The sequence below is a fragment of the Actinomadura monticuli genome (assembly GCF_041463655.1).
GTDB lineage: Bacteria > Actinomycetota > Actinomycetes > Streptosporangiales > Streptosporangiaceae > Spirillospora > Spirillospora monticuli.
The window spans coordinates 271,780-290,368 of record NZ_JAXCEI010000007.1 but is presented as its reverse complement, the minus strand read 5'-3'; the positions used below and the strand labels follow the sequence as shown (position 1 = coordinate 290,368).

The following is an 18,589-nucleotide window of genomic DNA, read 5'->3' as shown; positions in this document are numbered from 1 at the left end:
TCGATCAGCTCTGCGCCGCGTTGATCGCGGGGTCGGAGATCGCCCCGCTCTCCACACCGTTCTCGGTGAGGATCTTCTTGTAGGTGCCGTCGGCGATGAGCGCCTGCAGCGCGCCCAGCACCGCCTCCTTGAACTGGCCGGAGTTCTTGCCGAAGGTGTAGCCGTAGGGCGCGGTGTCGTAGACCTGCCCGATGATCTCCAGCTTGCCGGTCTTCTTGGCCGCGCCGCCGACGATCGGCGAGTCGGCCGCCATCGCGTCGACCTTGCCGGCGACCAGGTCGTTGTTGACCTCGGTCTGCTGCTTGCGGACGACCTGCTTGATCGCCGGCTTGCCCGCGTCGGTGCACTTCTTGCTGCGCGCCGTGAGGTCGTCGACCTGGACGGTCCCCTGCTGGACGCCGATGCTCTTGCCGCAGGCGTCGTCGGGGTTGACGCCCTTGGGGTTGCCCTTGAGCGTGGCCCAGGCCGTGCCCGCCGAGTAGTAGGTGACGAAGTCGACGGCCTGCTCGCGCTCCTTCGTGTCGGTGAAGGACGAGACGCCGGCCTCGTACTTGCCGGACTGGACGCCCGGGATGATCGTGTCGAAGCCGGCGTTGTGGTACTCGGTCTTCAGGCCGAGCTTGGCCGCGACCGCGTTGAACAGGTCGACGTCCCAGCCGACGATCTTCTGCGTGGCCGGGTCGACGGTCTCGTTGGGCGGATAGGACGCGTCCGTGCCGATCGAGATCTTGCCGTCGCTCTTGATCGCGTCCGGGACCATGGCCGCGAGCTTGCTGTCCACGCTCGTGTTCGAGGCGCCGCCGCCCGAGTCGCCAGAGTCGTCGCTGTCGCCGCATGCGGACAGGGCGAGGGCGCCGGTCAGCACGAGAGCGCTCGCCGCGACAAGGCGGCGGCGCAGAGAACCGGTGGTCATGGTCCCCCTCCAGATGGTTGCGTCGGATCGTGGAGATCCGAAGGTCAGGTGCATAGTTTGGCGTACAACCTCCCTGATCTGGATAAAGGGTGCGAAACAATCACGCAACGAGGTAGCCCCAGGTCGGCTACCGGGCCCCCGTCTGTGGCGGGCGTCACGTGACGGTCAACACCCACCCCGGCCCCCGGGGCGGTCCGGGGCCGTGTGGCACAATCGGACAACGGGTGACCCCCGTACGTCGCGAGATGACCACCAGGTGACCGGCCACCACGCCGACACCACCGCGGCGGCATCGCAAGAAAGCCAACTTTCACTGACAGGGGTCGCTGTGGCTGCTGAGCCCATTCCCACCGAACCGCCCTCACTGGAGGACGATCCGGCGTTTCCGCTGCACCGCGGCGGAAAGCTGGAGATGCGGTCGACCATTCCGGTCCGCAACAAGGACGATCTTTCGCTGGCCTACACGCCGGGCGTCGCCCGCGTGTGCACCGCGATCGCCGACAACCCCGAACTCGCCTACGACTACACCTGGACGTCCAAGGTCGTCGCCGTCGTCACCGACGGCACCGCCGTGCTCGGCCTCGGTGACATCGGTCCCGCCGCGTCCATGCCGGTCATGGAGGGCAAGTCCCTCCTCTTCAAGGAGTTCGCCGACGTCGACTCCGTGCCGATCGCGCTGAGCTGCACGGGCGTGGACGAGATCGTCGACACCGTGATCCGGATCGCACCGAGCTTCGGCGGCATCAACCTGGAGGACATCAGCGCCCCCCGCTGCTTCGAGATCGAGGACCGGCTGCGCGCCGCGCTCGACATCCCCGTCTTCCACGACGACCAGCACGGCACCGCGATCGTCGCGCTCGCCGCGCTGAAGAACGCGGCCCGCTTCGTCGGCAAGCCGCTGTCGGAGCTGCGCGCGGTCGTCGCGGGCGCCGGCGCGTCCGGCATCGCCGTCTCCAAGATGCTGATCGAGGGCGGCATCGGCGACATCGCGCTGTCGGACAGCAAGGGCCTCATCCACGAGGGCCGCGACGGCCTGAACCCGGTCAAGGAGCGCATCGCCGCGATCACCAACCGGTCGCACCTGAAGGGCTCCACCGAGGAGGCGCTGCGCGGCGCCGACGTGTTCATCGGCCTGTCCGGCAGCACCGTGCACGAGTCGTGCGTCGCCACGATGTCGGAGAACGCGATCGTGTTCGCGCTGTCCAACCCGACCCCCGAGGTCCACCCGGACGTCGCGCGGCGGCACGCCAAGGTCGTCGCGACCGGCCGCAGCGACTACCCGAACCAGATCAACAACGTGCTGGCGTTCCCGGGCATCTTCCGCGGCGCGCTGGACGTCCGGGCGCACTCGATCACCGAGGGCATGAAGCTGGCGGCGGCGAACGCGCTGGCCGACATCGTCGGCGGCGACCTGACCGCCGACTACATCATCCCGAACCCGTTCGACGACCGGGTCGCCCCGGCCGTCACCGCCGCGGTCGCCGACCAGGCGCGCCGCGAGGGCGTCAACCGCATCTGACCGCTCGTCCCGGACGGCCCGCCCATCGGGCGCGGGCCGTCCGATCGGTCCAACGGCGGACCGAATTCCGGGTTTTCCGCGCGCTTCCTCTCCCCCGAACCGGTGTAATTCTCGTAACGGGGGAAATAGATCCTGGCAAATTTCGTCCGTTCAGGTCGAACCCGTCAGGAGCGACAGTGAATCTCGCCTCGTACGCGGACTTGGCGATCGATCTCGTGAACACGCGGCGTCCCGGGGAGGACGACCTGCGTGATCTCGAAGGGCTGCGGGCCCTGCTGGTGCACCGGCCGCATTTCGGGGGGCGGGTCGCGCACCGCGATCTGCAGGCCATGCGCGAACTGCGCGCGCAGCTGCGCGCCGTCTTCGCCGCCGCCGCGCGCGGCGACGACGAGGACGCCGCCGACCGCCTCAACACGATGCTCATCCATCATCCGGTCCATCCGAAGATCGCCCGGCACGACGGCCAGGAGTGGCATCTGCACTTCAACGAGGCCGGCTCGGTCACGGACCGGTACGCGGCGCGGGCGGCGATGGGGCTCGCCGCGTGGATCGCCGCCGAGGGCCTCGCCCGGCTCGGCACCTGCCGCGCGGACGGCTGCGAGCGCGTGTTCTTCGACACGACCGCGAACCGCTCCCGCCGCTACTGCTCCGACCGCTGCGCGGGGCGCCCGAGCGTGACCGCCGCCTGCCATCCGAGCAGCCCCCGCGTCACCGTCCCCGCCCCCGACGGCGACGCGTAGTGCCTAGGACGTGTCGACGACCCGGTTCTCCCACGCCCAGGTGACGATGCCGACGCGGTTGCGCACCCCCAGCTTGGCCTGAATGCCGGACAGGTGGCTCTTGACGGTGCTGAGCGAGATGAAGAGCTCCGCGGCGATCTCCCGGTTGGTGCGGCCGCGCGCGAGGGCCCGGACGACGTCGAGTTCCCGCTCCGAGAGCGGCGGCGGCCGGGTCGGGCGGGGCGGCGCCGAGGCCGCCGCCAGGTGCCGCAGCAGCCGGACGGTGACGGAGGGCGAGACCAGCGCCTCCCCGTTGCGGGCGGCGCGGACCGCCTCGACGAGCAGCGCGGGCCCGGCGTCCTTGAGGACGAAGCCCGCCGCGCCGGCCCGCAGCGCCCCGTACACGTACTCGTCCAGGTCGAAGGTGGTGACCACGACGACCCGCAGCGGGTCGGGCACCCGCGGTCCGGCCAGCGCGCGGGTCACCTCGATGCCGTCCAGGCGGGGCATCCTGATGTCCACGAGGCACACGTCCGGGCGCAGCCGGCGCGCCAGCGCGACCGCCTCCGCCCCGTCGGCGGCCTCCCCGACGACACTGATGTCGGGCTGGTCCTCCAGGATCAGCCGCAGCCCGCGGCGCACCATGGCCTGGTCGTCGGCGAGCAGCACCGAGATGGTCATCGGGGCTCCCCGGCGGGGACGGGCAGGGTCGCCCGCACGGACCAGCCGGCGCCGGGACGCGGCCCGGCGCGCAGCGAGCCGCCGAGGGCCTCGACGCGTTCGCGCATGCCGACCAGGCCGAACCCGCCGCGCTGAGGATGCCTGGCCGGGGGCGCCGGGGCGTCGTCGGCGACCTCGACGGTGACGCTCCGCGCGCCCCTCTCGACGGTGACCGTGACGGTCCGGGCCCTGGGCGCGTGCCGCAGCACGTTCGTCAGCGCCTCCTGCGCGACGCGGTACACGGTGGTGGTCACCTCCGGCGGCCAGTCGGCGTCCCCGCTCCCGTCCGGCATGGTCAGGCGCACCTCCGGGCCCTGCCGCCGGAACCGCTCCACCAGCGCGCCGAGCCGCTCCGGCCCGGGGGACGTCGGCGCCGGGGCGTCGGCGTCGCCGTCGCCGTCGCGGAGCAGCCCGACGACCCGCCGCATCGAGGCGAGGGCCTCGGTACCGGCGGCCTCCAGGTCGCCGAGGTACTCGCCGACCCGTTCCGGGTCCCGCCGCGCGACCAGTTGGGCGCCCTGCGCCTGGAGCACCATGCCCGTGATGTGGTGGGCCACGACGTCGTGCAGCTCCCGGGCCAGCTCCAGCCGCTCCGCCCGGCGGACCCGCTCGGCGGCGGTGCGCGCCTGGACGTCCAGCACGCGCAGCGCCGATCCGGCGCCGGCGGCGGCGAGCCAGATCAGGCCGTCCAGCGCCGTCACCGCCGCGAGGCCGGCGGCCGGCGGCCCCGCGGCGAGCTGGCCGGCGACGATCAGCACCGGCCCGGCGCACGCGACGGCGGCGGCCGGCACCGGTGCGAGGGTCCGCAGCGCCGATCCGGTCAGCACCGCCAGCCCCAGCATCATGGCCGGGCTGGGTTCGGCGGGGAGGTCGGCGCCGGCCAGGCCGGTGACCGCGACGGCCGCCGCCGCGAGGCCGAGCCCCGCGACCGCCGGCCGGAGCGGGCGGCGCAGCCCGAGCAGCGCCGGGACGCACACCGCCGCCGCGAAGACGCTGCCCGGCACCCAGTGCCGGCTTCCCCAGCTCTGCGCGATCGCGGCGGCCTGCACGATGATCGCGGCGAGGAGCACGGCGGCGAGCCCGGCCGCCGAGACGCCCCGGACCCATCTCCCCGGAACGGTCACGCCGGCCACATTACCGACGCGCATCACCACCGCGCCCCGCCGGCCGGCGGCGGTCCCGCGGGGCCGGACCGCCGAGCGAGGTCGGCCGCGCGGAGCAGCGCGCCCGCGACGTACCCGCCGGCCATCAGCATCGTGGCCAGGGCCATCGGGCCGGGTCGCCCGGCGGCCCAGCCGAACGCGGTCACCGCGACGCCGCCCACGGCGACGGCCACCGCCGACGGCGCCGGCAGCCGCCTGAGCGAGGAACCGACGAGCACGGCGAGGGCCAGCGCCGTCATGGGCGACGGCTCCTGCGGCAGGTCCGCCGCCAGGGACGCCCCGACGGCGCCGGCCGCCGTGGCCAGCCCGGCGAGCGCGGGCCACGGCCTTCGCCGCCCGCGCAGCAGCGCCAGCCCGCACGTCACCGCGGAGACGGCGGTGGTGCAGGCCCAGTAGGCGCCGCCCCAGCTGATGACGAGCAGGTACGCGGTGAGGGCGACGCCCAGGGCGAACACCGCGCCCAGACCTGTGTTGACCAGCACGTCCGGTCTCGCCGGGGACCGGCCGGCATCGTTCGCCTGATCGTTCGCAAGCGGCATGAGTGACCTCGCGGTTGGTTCAGGCGCGCCTGACGCGCCGTAGGGCGATGAGGGTGAGGAGCGCGCCGGCCGCCAGGTAGAGCCCCGTCTCCGCCAGCTGGAACGGCCAGTAGCGGTCGCTGGGCTGGTACTCCAGGTCGACGTGCAGGTCGAGCGCGGACAGGCACACCGCGGTGTCGCCGAACGTGCCGTCGGCGCCGGTCTTCGGCGGGCTGTTCAGGCACGCGTTGAACGCCTTCCCGTCGAGCGTCCGCCCGTCGGCGGTGCGCAGCGGGCTGGTGTCGCTGATCCACGCGTCGGGGGCGCCGGGTACTTGCAGGCCGCCGATGACGGGGGCGCCGGTGATGCTGCCCAGGTTCCTGGCCTGGTTGATGGCCTGCGCGGTCATCGGCAGGGTCGCCCTCTCGGACGGCATGAGGTGCGGCCGCACCAGGTTCGGCACCGCGAACTGGACGACGAGGAAGACGGCGCCGGTGACGGCCATCGCGGGCAGCGTCCGCCTCAGGAACAGGCCGATGACGGTGCCGAGGGTGAAGGCGAGGAAGGCGTAGCCGATCGGGACGATGTTGCGGGCGCCGAACTCGATGGTGCCGAACCGGTCGGACGCGACCCGGTCGTACGGGGACGCCGCCCAGGTGAGCGCCAGGGCGGCCAGGCCCGCCACGACCATCGCGGCCAGGCCGGCGAACGCCGTCCTGGCGAGCAGCCAGCGGCGGCGGGTCACGCTCTGGTTCCACACCAGCCGGTGGGTGCCGAGCTCCAGTTCCCGGGCGATCAGCGGCGCGCCCCAGAACACGCCGATGACGACGGGGACCAGCCCGAGCCCGGCGGCCAGGAACAGCAGCGTGTTCCGGTAGGTCCCCTGGAACTCGGCCGCGGCCTGCGCGCAGCCGGTGGTGCCCGCGCACCGGGACCGGTAGGCGTCGTGGGCGTCCCGGATGTCCATGCCCAGGTACAGCAGGTAGCCGGCGAACAGCGCGAGCCCGACGGCGGCGGCGATCGCCTGGACGCGGAACTGCCGCCAGTTCAGCCAGATCATCGTGCGCCCTCCCCGGCCGCGGCGCCGACCGGGGCGCCGGGCGCGTTCGCCCGCGACATGTACGCGAGCACCAGCTCTTCGAGCGTGACGGGCTCGGCCCGGAACGGGATCTGCGAGGCCGCGAGGCCGGTCCGCACGATCGCGCCGCCGCGTTCGGCCCGGACGACCTCGATGCCCGCGGGCAGCCGGCCGAGATCGCCGTGCGGGACGGTGAGGCGGTGGTGGACGGCCAGCAGCTCCCGGACGTCGCCCGCGACCTGGACCCGCGCGTCGCACAGCACGATGAGGTGGTCGCAGACCTGCTCGATGTCCCCGAGCAGGTGCGACGACAGCACGGCGGCGGCGCCGAGCTCCGCGACGAACTCCATCAGGTTCGCCAGGAACCCCTGGCGGGCCAGGGGGTCCAGCGCGGCGGCCGGCTCGTCGAAGATCAGCAGTTCGGGACGCTTGGCGGCGGCGATCGTCAGCGCCAGCTGCGCGCGCTGGCCGCCGGACAGCCGTCCCGCCTTCTGGGCCGGGTTCAGCCCGACCTGCGCGATGCGCCGCTCGGCCATCCCCCGGTCCCAGGACGGGTTGAGGCGCGCGCCCAGGCGCAGGTGGTCGGCGACGCTGAACGACGGGTACACCGGGGTGTTCTGCGCGACGAACCCGACCCGGGCCAGGTGCGCGGCGCTCGCCGCCGGCCTGGAGCCGAGGACGCGCAGCGAGCCCGAGGTCGGCTGCAGCAGCCCGCAGGCCAGGTTCAGCAGCGTCGACTTGCCGGCGCCGTTCGGCCCCACCAGGCCCACGACGCGGCCGGCGGGGACGCGCAAGTCGACTCCGCTCAGCGCCTCCCGGCGCCCGTATCTCTTCGTCAGTCCCTCGGCGTGCAGCACCGGGACCGGATCTTCATGTGGCATGCCAGCATCGTCGGGAACGGCGGCGCCCCGGGGCACCGGCCCAAAGCACGATCAATGCCGGCGGCGGTCGTACTTTCGGCCGGTTCGCCGCGGCGGGAGGGGCCGGTAGCGGGCCAGGACGCGTCCGACCAGGAGGGCGTCCGGCACGGCGCCGAAGTCCCAGCTGTCGCGGCGGCCGGGGGCGCGCTGGTTGTCGCTCTCCAGCCACCAGCCGTCCCCGGCGCGGCGCGCGGCGCGCTTGACGATGAGGAGGCCGGGGCGCTCCGGGTGCTCGGCGACGACGAGGGCGCCTGGCGCGGGACGGGCGCCGGCGCGGACGAGGAGCCAGTCCCCCGGGCGCAGGCCCGGGAGCATCGAGTCGCCGGTGACCTCCACCGTCCGCAGCCGCCGGGCGCCCGCCAGCGCGAGCACCGCCGCGCCCCCGAGGCCGCAGAGGCCGTAGAGCGCCGCCGTCCGGATCCGCATGCTCCTCCTCGTGCGTCCGCATACTTCGGCGGGCGGCGGTCATGAACTCGCTGGAAGGGTTCCGGGCCGTGCGAGGTCCGGGTCTTAGGCCGAAATACCGAGCGCCCTGGCCGGACGCGTCCGGGGACACAAGGGTAATGTCGGTGACCTGAGCATGATCCGCAACGAGGGAAGGGATTCGCAGGTGTTGCTCAAGCTTCTGCGCCCGAAGACCACGGTGTCCGCGCACTGCGACCTGCCGTGCGGCGTCTACGACCCGGCGCAGGCCCGGATCGAAGCCGAGTCGGTCAAGGCGATCTGCGAGAAGTACGCCGCCAACGAGGACCCGGAGTTCCGCGCCCGGGCGATCCTGATCAAGGAGCAGCGCTCGCAGCTGGTCAAGGAGCACCTCTGGGTGCTGTGGACCGACTACTTCAAGCCGCCGCACTTCGAGAAGTACCCGCAGCTGCACCAGCTGTTCAACGAGGCCACCAAGCTCGCCGGCGCCGCCGGCACCAAGGGGAGCATGGACGTCAAGGCCGCCGAGGACCTGCTGGGCAAGATCTCGGAGATCGACAAGATCTTCTGGGAGACCAAGCAGGGCTGACCCGGCGGACATCGAGGCCCGGCCTGCGGCTGGCCGGGCCTCTGCCATGTCCGGATCAACCCGCGTGCGCGGGAGGAGCGCATCCCGCGAGATCCTGTCGCTCTCGGCGATCGGACCATCCCCGCATGCGCGGGGGAGCATCGTGCAAGGGCTTCGGCGCTCACCGTCAGGAGCGGGCGGCCTTGGTGAGGGTGTCGCCGGTCAGGCGGTAGACCGTCCACTCGTCCTGGGGGCGGGCGCCGAGGGATTCGTAGAAGCCGATCGCGGGCTCGTTCCAGTTGAGGACGGCCCACTCGACGCGGCCGTAGCCCCGCTCGTCGGCGATGCGGGCCAGTTCGGTGAGCAGGGCCTTCCCGTAGCCGTGGCCGCGGACGCCCGGATCGACGAACAGGTCCTCCAGGTAGATCCCGTGGGTGCCGTTCCAGGTGGAGAACGTGAGGAACCACAGGGAGAACCCGACGACCTCGCCGTCGTGCTCGGCGACGTGGGCGAAGACCTTGGGGTCGTCGCCGAAGAGGCCGGCGTGGAGCTGCTCCTCGGTGGCCTTCACCTCGTGGAGGGCGCGCTCGTAGTGCGCCAGCTCGCGGATCAGCCGCAGGACGGCCGGGACGTCGTCGGGGGTCGCGTAACGAATCACAGATGGAAGGTTATTCGAGCGGCGCCGGTGGGGCGGCTGGGCGTCCACCGTGACTCACGCCTCCCGCGTGCGAGGTTTCGAACGCGTCCGCTCAGGTCGGCCCTGCCTTCGTAAGAAAGCCACGCGCGCCGAAGTCTCCGGCAGGGGCTCGCAGGCGGTAGTTTCGAAGCAGCGGGACCATCCTGCGAGGGAGTGACGTGACCGAGGAAACCGCTGCAATGCCGGCCAGTACGAAGTTGTCCGTCCGCGACGTGGTGACGGTGAAGCTGCCGGCCGCGAGCGCCTACCTGTCCGTGCTGCGGACCGCCACCGCGGGACTCGCGGCCCGGCTGGACTTCACGCTGGACGAAATAGAGGACCTGCGCATCGCCGTCGACGAGGCGTGCGCGATGCTGCTCGCCCAGGCCCTGCCCGGGACCGACCTGACGTGCGAGTTCGAGCTGACCGGGGACGCCATGCGCATCTCCGTGTCGGTTCTCACCGTGGACGGCGAGGAGCCCAGCCGCGACACCTTCGCCTGGACGGTCCTGTCGTCCCTGGCGGGCGAGGTCGACGCCGAGGTGGGCTCCGACGACCGGGTCACCGTGACGCTGCAGAAGCGGCGCGGTGCGGCGGGGGCCCCGTGACGGAGAAGACGACGACGGAGGAGACCGCGACGGTCGCCGCGACCAGCGAGCGGTCGGAGTCCGGCGTGCCCGACCGGGCGCGGGCGCGCGCGCTGTTCGAGCGCCTCGCCGGGCTTCCCGAGGGCGACCCGGAGCGCCAGCGCATCCGCGACCAGCTCGTGGAGCTGCACCTGCCGCTGGTCGAGTACCTCGCGCGCCGTTTCCGCAACCGCGGCGAGTGGCTGGACGACCTGATCCAGGTCGCCACCATCGGCCTGATCAAGTCGATCGACCGGTTCGACCTGGAACGCGGCGTGGAGTTCTCCACCTACGCCACGCCCACGATCGTCGGCGAGATCAAGCGGCACTTCCGCGACAAGGGCTGGGCCGTGCGCGTGCCGCGCCGGCTGCAGGAGCTGAAGCTGTCGCTGACCAAGGCGATCAGCGACCTCGCCCAGCGCGAGGGCCGCGCGCCCACGGTCAGCGAGCTGGCCGCGCACCTGCAGATGAGCGAGGAGGAGGTGCTGGAGGGCCTGGAGTCGGCGAACGCCTACTCCACCGTGTCCCTGGACGCCCCCGACTCCGGCGACGAGGACGCCCCCGCGGTGGCCGACTCGCTCGGCATGGTGGACGAGTCGCTGGAGGGCGTGGAGTACCGCGAGTCCCTCAAGCCGCTGCTGGAGAAGCTCCCCGCGCGCGAGAAGAAGATCCTGCTGCTGCGGTTCTTCGGGAACATGACGCAGTCGCAGATCGCGGCCGAGCTCGGCATCTCCCAGATGCACGTGTCCCGGCTGCTCGCCCGCACGCTGGCGCAGCTCCGCGAGGGCCTGACCGCCGACGAATAGCGATCGCGCGCATATCGCGCATATGGCGAGGGGCCCCGGGATTCGTTTCCCGGGGCCCCTCGCCATGTGCGGGCCAGGCCGTCTCGTGCCGGTCAGGCCGTCCTGTGGGTCAGGCCGTCGTGCCGGTCAGAGGGGTGGTGCGGGTCAGTTCTTCGTGGGCTGTTCCTTGAGGCGGTCCATGAGGCGCCGCCCCAGGGAGCGCGGCTCTGGCGGCGCGGCCGACACGGGATCGGCGTCCCGCCGCGGCGCCTTCCCCGGCTTTTCGCCGCGGTCATCGCGGGTCTCGTCGCCGGCGTCGTCGTGGTCCTCGATCAGCCAGGCGGTGCTCGGCGGGCTGAGCACGAAGATCAGCGCGAGGACGGCGACCACGCCCAGCGGGGCCGCGAGGGCCGGCTGGTCGCTCTGCCACAGCGACCAGGCGACCGGCAGCGCGAACAGCTGGGTGAGCACCGTGGGGGCGCGGCTCCACTGGTCGGCGCGCAGCAGGCCCCGGGCGCAGGCGAGCATGCCGATGCCGCCGCCGAGGGCGAGGACGGTGACCCCGATCGCGCTGGCGGGGTCGACGGCGGCGCCGACGGCCGTCTCCACTCCGGTGTAGACGCCGAATGCGACGGCGGTGAGGCCCTCGACGCCCTCCAGGGCAGCGGCGGCCTGCACGGTGGTGGGACGCTTGGTCACACCTCGAACCCTACTCGTCCTCTTTACCCGTCCGTCCCATACCCTGGCGCACGTGCGCGCCATGCTCATCGCCAACCCCAAGGCGACCTCCACCTCCCGGCGGGCCCGCGACATCCTCATGCGGGCCTTCACCGGCGACATCGACCTCGTGCTCGCCGAGACCGGCCACCGCGGCCACGCGACCGAACTGGCCCGGCAGGCCGCCTGCGACGGCTACGACGCCGTGATCGCCCTCGGCGGCGACGGCACGGTGAACGAGGCCGTCAACGGTCTGCTCGCGGACGGCCCGTCCCCCGACGTCCCGGCGCTGGCGGTGCTGCCGTGCGGGAGCGCGAACGTCTTCGCCCGCGCCCTCGGCCTGCCGGACGACCCGATCGGCGCGACGACGGCGGTGCTGGAGGCGATGCGGGCGGGCCGGCACCGGACGGTCGGCCTCGGGACGGCGTCCCTGCCGGACGGCGCGGAGCGGTACTTCACGTTCTGCGCGGGCGTCGGGCTGGACGCCGAGGTCGTCCGGGAGGTGGAGCGTCGGCGCGCCGCGGGGATCCGCGCGGACCCGTCGCTCTATGTGCGGACGGCCGTCCGGCATTTCTTCTCCGGCACCGATCGGCGGCGTCCCGCGCTCACTTTGCGGCAGCCGGGACGGCCGCCGAAATCGGGCCTGTTCCTCGCCATCGTCTCCAATACGTCGCCGTGGACTTTCATGGGCCGGCTGCCGGTGAATCCGAGTCCGAAGGCGAACTTCGGGCGCGGCCTGGACGTGTTCGGGATGCGGTCGCTGGAGCTCGGCCCGACGGTGGGCGCGCTGGCTCAGATGCTGACCACCCGGTCCCGTCCGCTGCAGGGACGGCACGTGGTGAACGTCCACGATGCGGCCGAGGTCACCCTGGAGGCGGACCGCCCGGTGGCGTTCCAGCTGGACGGCGACTACCTCGGGGAACAGCGGAGCGTGACCTTCCGGTCTGTTCCGAAGGCGATACGCATCGTCATTTGAGGGCGCGCGCCGATTGCGCGGGGCATTCGAAGCGCACGGAGAGCCAGGTGAGAGCCAAGTAACATGCTCGTCCCACGGGTGTGACACATGCGACACCCATACTTTGAGAATCCTTTCTCAAAGGTCTTGCGTCGCGCCGCGCCGCCCTGACACGCTCAAAGTGCGCCCGCTGGACGGGGACCCCAACGCCGCCGGTCCCCTGCTCGCGGCGCCGTCGAACATTCGCCCCTGGACCTGGCCCCGGCCTTCCGGACGTTCGCGACATGTGAAACCGTTCACAAGAGCGTGGAGCTACTTCTCCACCACCTGACGAAGGAGTGGACCGCATGGACTGGCGCCACCGCGCAGCCTGCCGTGACGTGGACCCCGAGCTGTTCTTCCCGATCGGCAACACCGGGCCCGCGATCCTGCAGATCGAAGAGGCCAAGCAGGTCTGCCGGCGTTGCGACGTGAGCGACGCCTGCCTGCGCTGGGCGCTGGAGTCCGGCCAGGACTCGGGCGTCTGGGGCGCCATGGGCGAGGACGAGCGCCGCGCCCTCAAGCGCCGCGCCTCCCGCGCGCGGACCCGCGCCAACGCGGCGTTCTGACCCTTCCCCCTCCGCCCCGCCCCGTCCGACCCTCGCGGCGCCACCGCCTCCCAGCCCCGGCAGGAGAGCACGTGGCGCCGCGGTCGTCTGGACCCGCGCAGTCCAACCCGTGCCGTCCGAACCCGTGCCGTCAGAACCTGCGGTGGTGGTGGTCCAGCGGGACGTCGACCACCACCTCGGTGCCCCCGCCGGGACGGGGCCGGAAGTCCAGCCGGCCGCCCAGCTCCCCCACGATCAGCGTGCGGACGATCTGGAGCCCGAGGCTCGTGGTGCTCTCGACGTCGAAGTCCGCGGGCAGGCCGATGCCGTCGTCCGCGACGACCGTCACCAGCCGGCGCCCCGGCGCCTCACCGGACGCCTCCTCCTCGTGCGGCGCGCGCGGCTCGTTCGCCCCCGGCGCCGGCCACTCGCCCCAGACCGCCACACCGTGCGGCTCCCGGTGCTCCTCCCCCTCGCCGTAGCGGTGCGCGATGACCTCCAGCGTCCCGAACCGGTTGGCGAGGCCGTGCTCCAGGGCGTTCTGCAGCAGCTCGGTGAGCGCCATCGCCAGCGGCGTCGCGACCTCGGCGGGCAGGACGCCGAAGCTTCCGGTCCGCTTCGGGACGACCTTGGTCTCCGGCGTCGACACCTCCCCCGCCATCGTGATCACGCGGTCCGCGATGTCGTCGAAGTCGATCAGCTCGTCCGGGGTGTGCGACAGCGTCTCGTGCACGATCGCTATGGACCCGACGCGCCGGACCGCCTCGTCCAGCGCGGCCCGGCCCTCCGGGATCCGCAGCCGCCGCGCCTGCAGCCGCAGCAGCGCCGCGACCGTCTGCAGGTTGTTCTTCACCCGGTGGTGGATCTCCCGGATGGTGGCGTCCTTGGTCATCAGCTCCCGGTCCCGCCAGCGCAGCTCGGTGACGTCCCGGCACAGCACGATGGCGCCGATCCGGGTGCCGCCGACGACCAGCGGGATCGTGCGCAGCTGCATGATCGACCCGCGTGACTCGACCTCGACCTCGCGCGGCGCCCGGCCGGACAGCACGACGCTGAGCGCCTCCTCCATCGGCTCGCCGGTGTCGCACAGGTCGGCGGTGATCTGGCCGAGCGCCTCGCCGACCAGGTCCGCGGGGAAGCCGAGCCGCCGGTAGGCCGACTGCGCGTTCGGGCTGGCGTAGTTGACCTTGCCGGAGCGGTCCAGGCGCATCAGCCCGTCGCCGACGCGCGGCGAGCGGACCATGTTCGGCTCCTCGCCCGGCACCGGGAACCGGCCCTCGGCGATCATCGTGGCGAGGTCGCTGGCGCTCTGCAGGTAGGTCAGCTCCAGCCGGGACGGGGTGCGCGCCGAGCTGAGGTTCGTGCTGCGCTGGATCACCCCGAGGATCTTGGCGCCGCGCCGCACCGGGATGGACTCCTCCCGGACGGGGATGCCGCTGCCCCACTCGGGGTCGCCCTCCCGGACGATCCGGCGCTCCCGCCACGCCACGTCGATCAGCCCGCGCCGCCCCGTCCGGACGACCTTGCCGACGAGGTCCTCGGGGTAGGCGGTGGGGCCCGTCGTCGGGCGCATCTGCGCGATCGCCACCCAGCCGGGGACGGCGGCGCCGGTGTCCAGGGCGCCCCGCTGCGCGCGCCCTCCGCGCGGGGCCGCCTCGGCGGGCAGCGCGTCCGCCGACCGGAGCGGCACCCACAGCAGCAGGTCGGCGAACGACAGGTCGGCGAGCAGCTGCCAGTCCGACACGAGCGCGTGCAGCCATTCCAGGTCGGTCTCGGTGAGATCGGTGTGATCACGGACCAGATCGGTCAAGGTAGGCACGCGACCATCATCGCCCATGGCCTCCGGTGCCCGGGCGGTTCCCCCGGCCCGCGCGCCACCTGGCAGGATTCCCCGCATGACCGCAGGACGAGACCCCCTCGCCCGGCTCCGGGACGCGGCGGCCCGGCGCGCCGGGGCCGGGCTGCGCCGGACGCTGCGCCCCCGCCCGCCCGCCGGTCCCGGCGGGCTCACCGACCTCGCGTCCAACGACTACCTCGGGCTCGCCGGGGACCCGCGGCTGGTCGAGGCGGCCTGCGCGGCGGCCCGCGCCTGGGGCACCGGCTCCACCGGCTCGCGCCTGGTCACCGGGACGACCGGGCTGCACGCCGAGCTGGACCGGCGGCTCGCCGCGTTCACCGGCAGCGCCGCCGGGCTGGTGTTCTCCTCCGGCTTCCTCGCCAACCTCGGCGCCGTGACCGCGCTCTCCGGGCCGGGCACGCTCGTCGTGTCCGACCAGGTCAACCACGCCTCGATCGTGGACGCGTGCCGGCTGTCGCGGTCCCGCGTCGTGATCGTCCCGCACCGGGACGCCGCCGCCGTCGAGCGGGCCCTCGCGGGCCGCGAGGAGGAGCACGCCCTCGTCGTGACCGACGCCGTGTTCTCCGTGGACGGCGACCTCGCGCCGCTGGCCGCGCTGCACGCCGCCGTCCGGGCGCACGGCGCGCTGCTCGTGATCGACGAGGCGCACGCGCTCGGCGTCGTCGGCGACCGGGGCCGGGGCGCCGCGCACGCCGCCGGGCTCGCGGGCGAACCCGACGTGATCCTCACGCTCACGCTGTCGAAGTCGCTCGCGTCCCAGGGCGGCGCGGTCCTCGGGGCCCCCGAGGTGATCGAGACGCTGGTCGACACCGGCCGGTCGTTCATCTTCGACACCGGCCTGAACCCGCCCGCGGCCGGCGCCGCCCTCGCCGCCCTCGACGTGCTGGAATCCGATCCCGGGCTGCCCGCTCGCGCGCGCGACCGGGCCCTGCGGATCGCAAACCTCGCGGCCGGTTCCGGCCTGGAGACGGCCGTCCCCGCCGCCGCCGTCGTCCCCGTCTTCCTCGGCGAGCCGCACGCCGCGCTGCGGGCCGCCGAGATCTGCGCTGAGCACGGGCTCCGCGTCGGGTGCTTCCGCCCGCCGTCCGTCCCGAAGGGCCGCGCCTGCCTGCGGCTCACCGCTCGCGCCACACTGGACGAGGCCGACCTCACACGCCTCCGGGAGGCCCTGGCGGAGGCGGCGTGCTCTACCGGCCGTAGTCTGCACGCATAACATCGGGGGAAACCGATGATGAACGTGAGGAGATGCCGTGACGGAGGTCAGGGGCGGGCCCCGGCACGGGGGCGGATACGAGCACGGGTTCGACCGTGCCTCGCTCGCCGGCATCGGTAAGCGCCACCCGAACCAGGCGCCCCGGATCCCCAAGTACTACAAGCTCAAAGAGCTGCTGGTGGAGCTGATCCAGTCGCTTCCGGCGGGCAGTCCGCTGCCGCCCGAGCGGACCCTCGCCGAGAAGTACGAGACGTCCCGCACCACCGTCCGGCAGGCCCTCGCCGAACTCGTCGTCGAGGGGCGCCTCCAGCGCATCCAGGGCAAGGGCACCTTCGTCGCGAAGCCGAAGGTCGCGCAGGAGCTCCAGCTCGTCAGCTACACCGAGGACATGCGGCACCACGGGCTGCGCCCGGAAACCCGCATCCTGGAGGCCGGCTACGTCAGCGCGGACGAGAGCCTCGCGTCGCTCCTCTGCATCCGGCCGGGCGGGCGGGTGCTGCGCGTCCACCGGCTCCGGCTGGCCGACGGCGAGTCCATGTCGATCGACACCTCGCACCTCCCGGCCCGCCGGTTTCCGGGCCTGCGCCGCGAGCTGTCGCGCCACCACTCCCTCTACGAGACGCTGGCCACCGCCTACGACGTCCACCTGACCGAGGCGGAGGAGACGATCGAGACCGTCCTCGCCACCCCGCACGACGCGCAGCTCCTGGGCGTGGACGTCGGCCTCCCGATGCTCCTCCTCTCCCGCCACGCCTTCGACACGACGGGCCAGCCCGTCGAATGGGCCCAGTCCCTCTACCGGGGCGACCGCTACAAGTTCATCACCCGGCTGAGCCGGTAGGCCGTCACAGGGTCCGGCTGAGGGCCTTGATGGGCATCTGCAGGTCGGTCAGCAGGTCCAGGTCCTTCTGGGCGGGACGGCCCAGGGTGGTCAGGTAGTTGCCGACGATGATGGCGTTGATGCCGCCGAGCATGCCCTCGCGGGTGCCGAGGTCGCCGAGCGTGAGCTCGCGCCCGCCGGCGTAGCGGAGGATGGTGCGGGGCAGGGCCAGCCGGAACGCGGCGATCGTCTTCAGCGCCTCGGCGCCCTCCACCAGCGGGAAGTCCGAGAACGGGGTGCCGGGCCGGGGGGTGAGGAAGTTCAGCGGGACCTCGTCGGGTTCGAGGTCGGCGAGCTGGGCGGCGAACTCGGCGCGCTGCTCGACGCTCTCGCCCATGCCGACGATGCCGCCGCAGCACACCTCCATGCCGGCGTCCTTCACCATGCGGAGGGTGTCCCAGCGCTCCTCCCACGAGTGGGTGGTGACCACGTTCGGGAAGTGGGAGCGGGCCGTCTCCAGGTTGTGGTTGTAACGGTGGACGCCCATCGCGGCCAGCTCGTCCACCTGCTCCTGGGTGAGCATGCCGAGCGAGCACGCGATGTTGATCTCGACGGCGTCGTTGATGGCCTTCACCCCGTCGCGGACCTGCGACATGAGGCGCTCGTCGGGGCCGCGGACGGCGGCGACGATGCAGAACTCGGTGGCGCCGGTCTTCGCGGTCTCCTTCGCGGCCTCGACCAGCTCGGGGATGTTCAGCCACACCGACCGGACCGGCGACTCGAACTTGCCGGACTGGGAGCAGAAGTGGCAGTCCTCGGGGCAGCCGCCGGTCTTCAGCGACACGATGCCCTCGACCTCGACCTCCGGCCCGCACCAGCGCATCCGGACGTCGTGGGCGAGCGCGAGAAGGTCCTCCAGCCGGTCGTCGGGCAGGTTCAGGACGTCGAGGACCTGCTCCCTGGTCAGGCCCCTGCCCTCGTCCAGCACCTGGCGGCGGGCGGTTTCGAGGATGTCCGTCACGTGTTCTCCTTGTCGGTGCCGTGCCTGTCGCGGAAGGCGGCGGCGTCGAAGCCGCCGCCGAACGAGGGGGCCAGGCCGCGGTGCGCGGCCAGCAGGAACTCCGCCGGGTCCAGGGCGCCGGCCCCCGCGGGCAGTACACCGGCCAGCGGTCGAGCCGCGATGGTCTCCAGGTCGCGGATGTTGCTGCGCATGGCGAGGTCGGGGTCGTCCGGCCATGCGCCGATCACCACGCCGGCGAGCTGCACGCCGCGGTGCGCCATCGCCTCCAGCGTGAGCGCGGTGTGGTTGAGCGTGCCGAGGCCGGGGGTGGTCACGACGACGACGGCGGCGCCGAGCCAGCGCGCCAGGTCGGCGATCGTGGTGCCCTCGTCGTCGTAGCGGACGAGGAGCCCGCCCGCGCCCTCGACGAGCACCAGCCGGTGGCCGGCGGCGAGGTCCCGGACGCGCTCGGCCACGTCCGGGAGCCGGACGGGCGGCAGCCCCGCGGCGCGGGCGGCGGCGGCCGGCGACAGCGGGTCGGGGAAGCGCGCGAACTCGTGCACGTCGTCGAGGCCGGCGAGGCGGCGCACCTCGTCCAGGTCGCCGGGCTCCCCGCCGCGGGCGCCGGTCTGGCCGGGCTTCACGGCGGCGACCGACGCACCGCGGGCGGCGGCGACCGCGGCCAGCGCCGCGGTGACGACCGTCTTGCCCACGCCCGTACCGGTTCCGGTAATCACGAGCACACTCACAAGGCGGCACCCTAGCGCGGGCCCCGAGGGCGGTCGCGCGCCGGATCCCACAGTCTTCGGAG

The 18,589-nt window shown here is 73.2% G+C and carries 21 protein-coding genes; 9 read left to right on the top strand and 12 right to left on the bottom strand.

The genetic code is table 11. The features are described from left to right. Nucleotides 1–4 precede the first annotated feature (4 nt). Nucleotides 5–913, bottom strand: coding sequence for an ABC transporter substrate-binding protein (locus SM611_RS18355; RefSeq protein ID WP_371950851.1), 909 nt, complete (start codon nt 911–913; stop codon nt 5–7). Nucleotides 914–1,241: 328 nt separating this feature from the next. On the opposite strand from SM611_RS18355, the gene SM611_RS18350 reads away from it, so the two are divergent. Together SM611_RS18350 and SM611_RS18345 are read left to right on the top strand one after the other, a co-directional pair. Beyond that, a complete protein-coding gene (locus SM611_RS18350) occupies nt 1,242–2,432 on the top strand; it encodes an NAD(P)-dependent malic enzyme (RefSeq protein WP_371950849.1) in 1,191 nt (396 codons plus the stop codon). Nucleotides 2,433–2,608: 176 nt separating this feature from the next. Next, the gene (locus SM611_RS18345; RefSeq protein ID WP_371950847.1) at nt 2,609–3,172 is read left to right on the top strand and encodes a CGNR zinc finger domain-containing protein; all 564 of its coding nucleotides are present in this window, start codon (nt 2,609–2,611) and stop codon (nt 3,170–3,172) included. Nucleotides 3,173–3,175: 3 nt separating this feature from the next. On the opposite strand, the gene SM611_RS18340 is transcribed toward SM611_RS18345, so the two are convergent. The 6 genes from SM611_RS18340 to sodX form a co-directional block, all read right to left on the bottom strand. Continuing rightward, the gene (locus tag SM611_RS18340) at nt 3,176–3,832 is read right to left on the bottom strand and encodes a response regulator (RefSeq protein WP_371950845.1); all 657 of its coding nucleotides are present in this window, start codon (nt 3,830–3,832) and stop codon (nt 3,176–3,178) included. Beyond that, nucleotides 3,829–4,995: a sensor histidine kinase gene (locus SM611_RS18335; RefSeq protein WP_371950843.1), complete on the bottom strand. Its 1,167-nt coding sequence runs from the start codon at nt 4,993–4,995 to the stop codon at nt 3,829–3,831. Before SM611_RS18335 ends, SM611_RS18340 begins: the two co-directional genes overlap by 4 nt. A gap of 23 nt (nt 4,996–5,018) precedes the next feature. After that, the gene (locus SM611_RS18330; protein WP_371950842.1) at nt 5,019–5,516 is read right to left on the bottom strand and encodes a hypothetical protein; all 498 of its coding nucleotides are present in this window, start codon (nt 5,514–5,516) and stop codon (nt 5,019–5,021) included. A 76-nt stretch (nt 5,517–5,592) separates the two neighbouring features. After that, the gene (locus SM611_RS18325; protein ID WP_371950841.1) at nt 5,593–6,612 is read right to left on the bottom strand and encodes an ABC-2 membrane transporter-related protein; all 1,020 of its coding nucleotides are present in this window, start codon (nt 6,610–6,612) and stop codon (nt 5,593–5,595) included. After that, nucleotides 6,609–7,511, bottom strand: coding sequence for an ABC transporter ATP-binding protein (locus tag SM611_RS18320; RefSeq protein WP_371950840.1), 903 nt, complete (start codon nt 7,509–7,511; stop codon nt 6,609–6,611). Before SM611_RS18320 ends, SM611_RS18325 begins: the two co-directional genes overlap by 4 nt. A 51-nt stretch (nt 7,512–7,562) precedes the next feature. Next, nucleotides 7,563–7,976, bottom strand: a complete 414-nt coding sequence (sodX, locus tag SM611_RS18315; protein WP_371950839.1) for a nickel-type superoxide dismutase maturation protease — start codon at nt 7,974–7,976, stop codon at nt 7,563–7,565. 184 nt (nt 7,977–8,160) lie between these two features. On the opposite strand from sodX, the gene sodN reads away from it, so the two are divergent. Then, nucleotides 8,161–8,562, top strand: coding sequence for a superoxide dismutase, Ni (gene sodN, locus SM611_RS18310; protein ID WP_371950838.1), 402 nt, complete (start codon nt 8,161–8,163; stop codon nt 8,560–8,562). A 166-nt stretch (nt 8,563–8,728) separates the two neighbouring features. On the opposite strand, the gene SM611_RS18305 is transcribed toward sodN, so the two are convergent. Beyond that, entirely contained in the window at nt 8,729–9,199 is a 471-nt protein-coding gene (locus tag SM611_RS18305) for a GNAT family N-acetyltransferase (protein WP_371950837.1), read from the bottom strand. Between the two features lie 197 nt (nt 9,200–9,396). Between SM611_RS18305 and SM611_RS18300 the strand changes: the two genes are divergently transcribed. Then, the gene (locus tag SM611_RS18300) at nt 9,397–9,825 is read left to right on the top strand and encodes an ATP-binding protein (RefSeq protein WP_371938890.1); all 429 of its coding nucleotides are present in this window, start codon (nt 9,397–9,399) and stop codon (nt 9,823–9,825) included. 65 nt (nt 9,826–9,890) lie between these two features. Continuing rightward, the gene (locus SM611_RS18295) at nt 9,891–10,649 is read left to right on the top strand and encodes an RNA polymerase sigma factor SigF (RefSeq protein WP_371951039.1); all 759 of its coding nucleotides are present in this window, start codon (nt 9,891–9,893) and stop codon (nt 10,647–10,649) included. A gap of 144 nt (nt 10,650–10,793) precedes the next feature. Here the strand turns inward: SM611_RS18295 and SM611_RS18290 are convergent, their stop codons facing one another. Then, nucleotides 10,794–11,327: a hypothetical protein gene (locus tag SM611_RS18290; RefSeq protein WP_371950836.1), complete on the bottom strand. Its 534-nt coding sequence runs from the start codon at nt 11,325–11,327 to the stop codon at nt 10,794–10,796. A gap of 52 nt (nt 11,328–11,379) precedes the next feature. Between SM611_RS18290 and SM611_RS18285 the strand changes: the two genes are divergently transcribed. Together SM611_RS18285 and SM611_RS18280 are read left to right on the top strand one after the other, a co-directional pair. After that, entirely contained in the window at nt 11,380–12,321 is a 942-nt protein-coding gene (locus SM611_RS18285; protein WP_371950835.1) for a diacylglycerol/lipid kinase family protein, read from the top strand. Nucleotides 12,322–12,647: 326 nt separating this feature from the next. Further along, a complete protein-coding gene (locus SM611_RS18280) occupies nt 12,648–12,908 on the top strand; it encodes a WhiB family transcriptional regulator (RefSeq protein ID WP_371950834.1) in 261 nt (86 codons plus the stop codon). A 130-nt stretch (nt 12,909–13,038) separates the two neighbouring features. Here SM611_RS18280 and SM611_RS18275 read toward each other — a convergent pair whose 3' ends face one another. Beyond that, nucleotides 13,039–14,706 (bottom strand): GAF domain-containing sensor histidine kinase, encoded by a 1,668-nt coding sequence (locus SM611_RS18275; protein WP_371950833.1) that lies wholly within the window; start codon nt 14,704–14,706, stop codon nt 13,039–13,041. Between the two features lie 76 nt (nt 14,707–14,782). On the opposite strand from SM611_RS18275, the gene SM611_RS18270 reads away from it, so the two are divergent. Both SM611_RS18270 and SM611_RS18265 read left to right on the top strand, forming a co-directional pair. Continuing rightward, a complete protein-coding gene (locus SM611_RS18270; RefSeq protein WP_371950831.1) occupies nt 14,783–15,958 on the top strand; it encodes an 8-amino-7-oxononanoate synthase in 1,176 nt (391 codons plus the stop codon). A 112-nt stretch (nt 15,959–16,070) separates the two neighbouring features. Continuing rightward, the gene (locus SM611_RS18265) at nt 16,071–16,799 is read left to right on the top strand and encodes a GntR family transcriptional regulator (protein WP_371951037.1); all 729 of its coding nucleotides are present in this window, start codon (nt 16,071–16,073) and stop codon (nt 16,797–16,799) included. Between the two features lie 4 nt (nt 16,800–16,803). Here the strand turns inward: SM611_RS18265 and bioB are convergent, their stop codons facing one another. After that, on the bottom strand, nt 16,804–17,799 hold the full coding sequence (bioB, locus tag SM611_RS18260; protein ID WP_371950829.1) for a biotin synthase BioB: 996 nt from the start codon (nt 17,797–17,799) through the stop codon (nt 16,804–16,806). Continuing rightward, nucleotides 17,796–18,527 carry a dethiobiotin synthase gene (bioD, locus tag SM611_RS18255; RefSeq protein WP_371950827.1) on the bottom strand — a complete coding sequence of 244 codons (732 nt, stop codon included), beginning with the start codon at nt 18,525–18,527 and terminating at the stop codon, nt 17,796–17,798. Before bioD ends, bioB begins: the two co-directional genes overlap by 4 nt. Nucleotides 18,528–18,589 lie beyond the last annotated feature (62 nt).

Excerpts from the sequence above, each read along its gene's own strand:
- SM611_RS18340 (WP_371950845.1), bottom strand. The coding sequence starts at position 3,832 with ATGACCATCTCGGTGCTGCTCGCCGACGACCAGGCCATGGTGCGCCGC.
- SM611_RS18270 (WP_371950831.1), top strand. The coding sequence starts at position 14,783 with ATGACCGCAGGACGAGACCCCCTCGCCCGGCTCCGGGACGCGGCGGCC.
- SM611_RS18355 (WP_371950851.1), bottom strand. The coding sequence starts at position 913 with ATGACCACCGGTTCTCTGCGCCGCCGCCTTGTCGCGGCGAGCGCTCTC.
- sodX (WP_371950839.1), bottom strand. The coding sequence starts at position 7,976 with ATGCGGATCCGGACGGCGGCGCTCTACGGCCTCTGCGGCCTCGGGGGC.
- SM611_RS18320 (WP_371950840.1), bottom strand. The coding sequence starts at position 7,511 with ATGCCACATGAAGATCCGGTCCCGGTGCTGCACGCCGAGGGACTGACG.
- SM611_RS18280 (WP_371950834.1), top strand. The coding sequence starts at position 12,648 with ATGGACTGGCGCCACCGCGCAGCCTGCCGTGACGTGGACCCCGAGCTG.
- SM611_RS18325 (WP_371950841.1), bottom strand. The coding sequence starts at position 6,612 with ATGATCTGGCTGAACTGGCGGCAGTTCCGCGTCCAGGCGATCGCCGCC.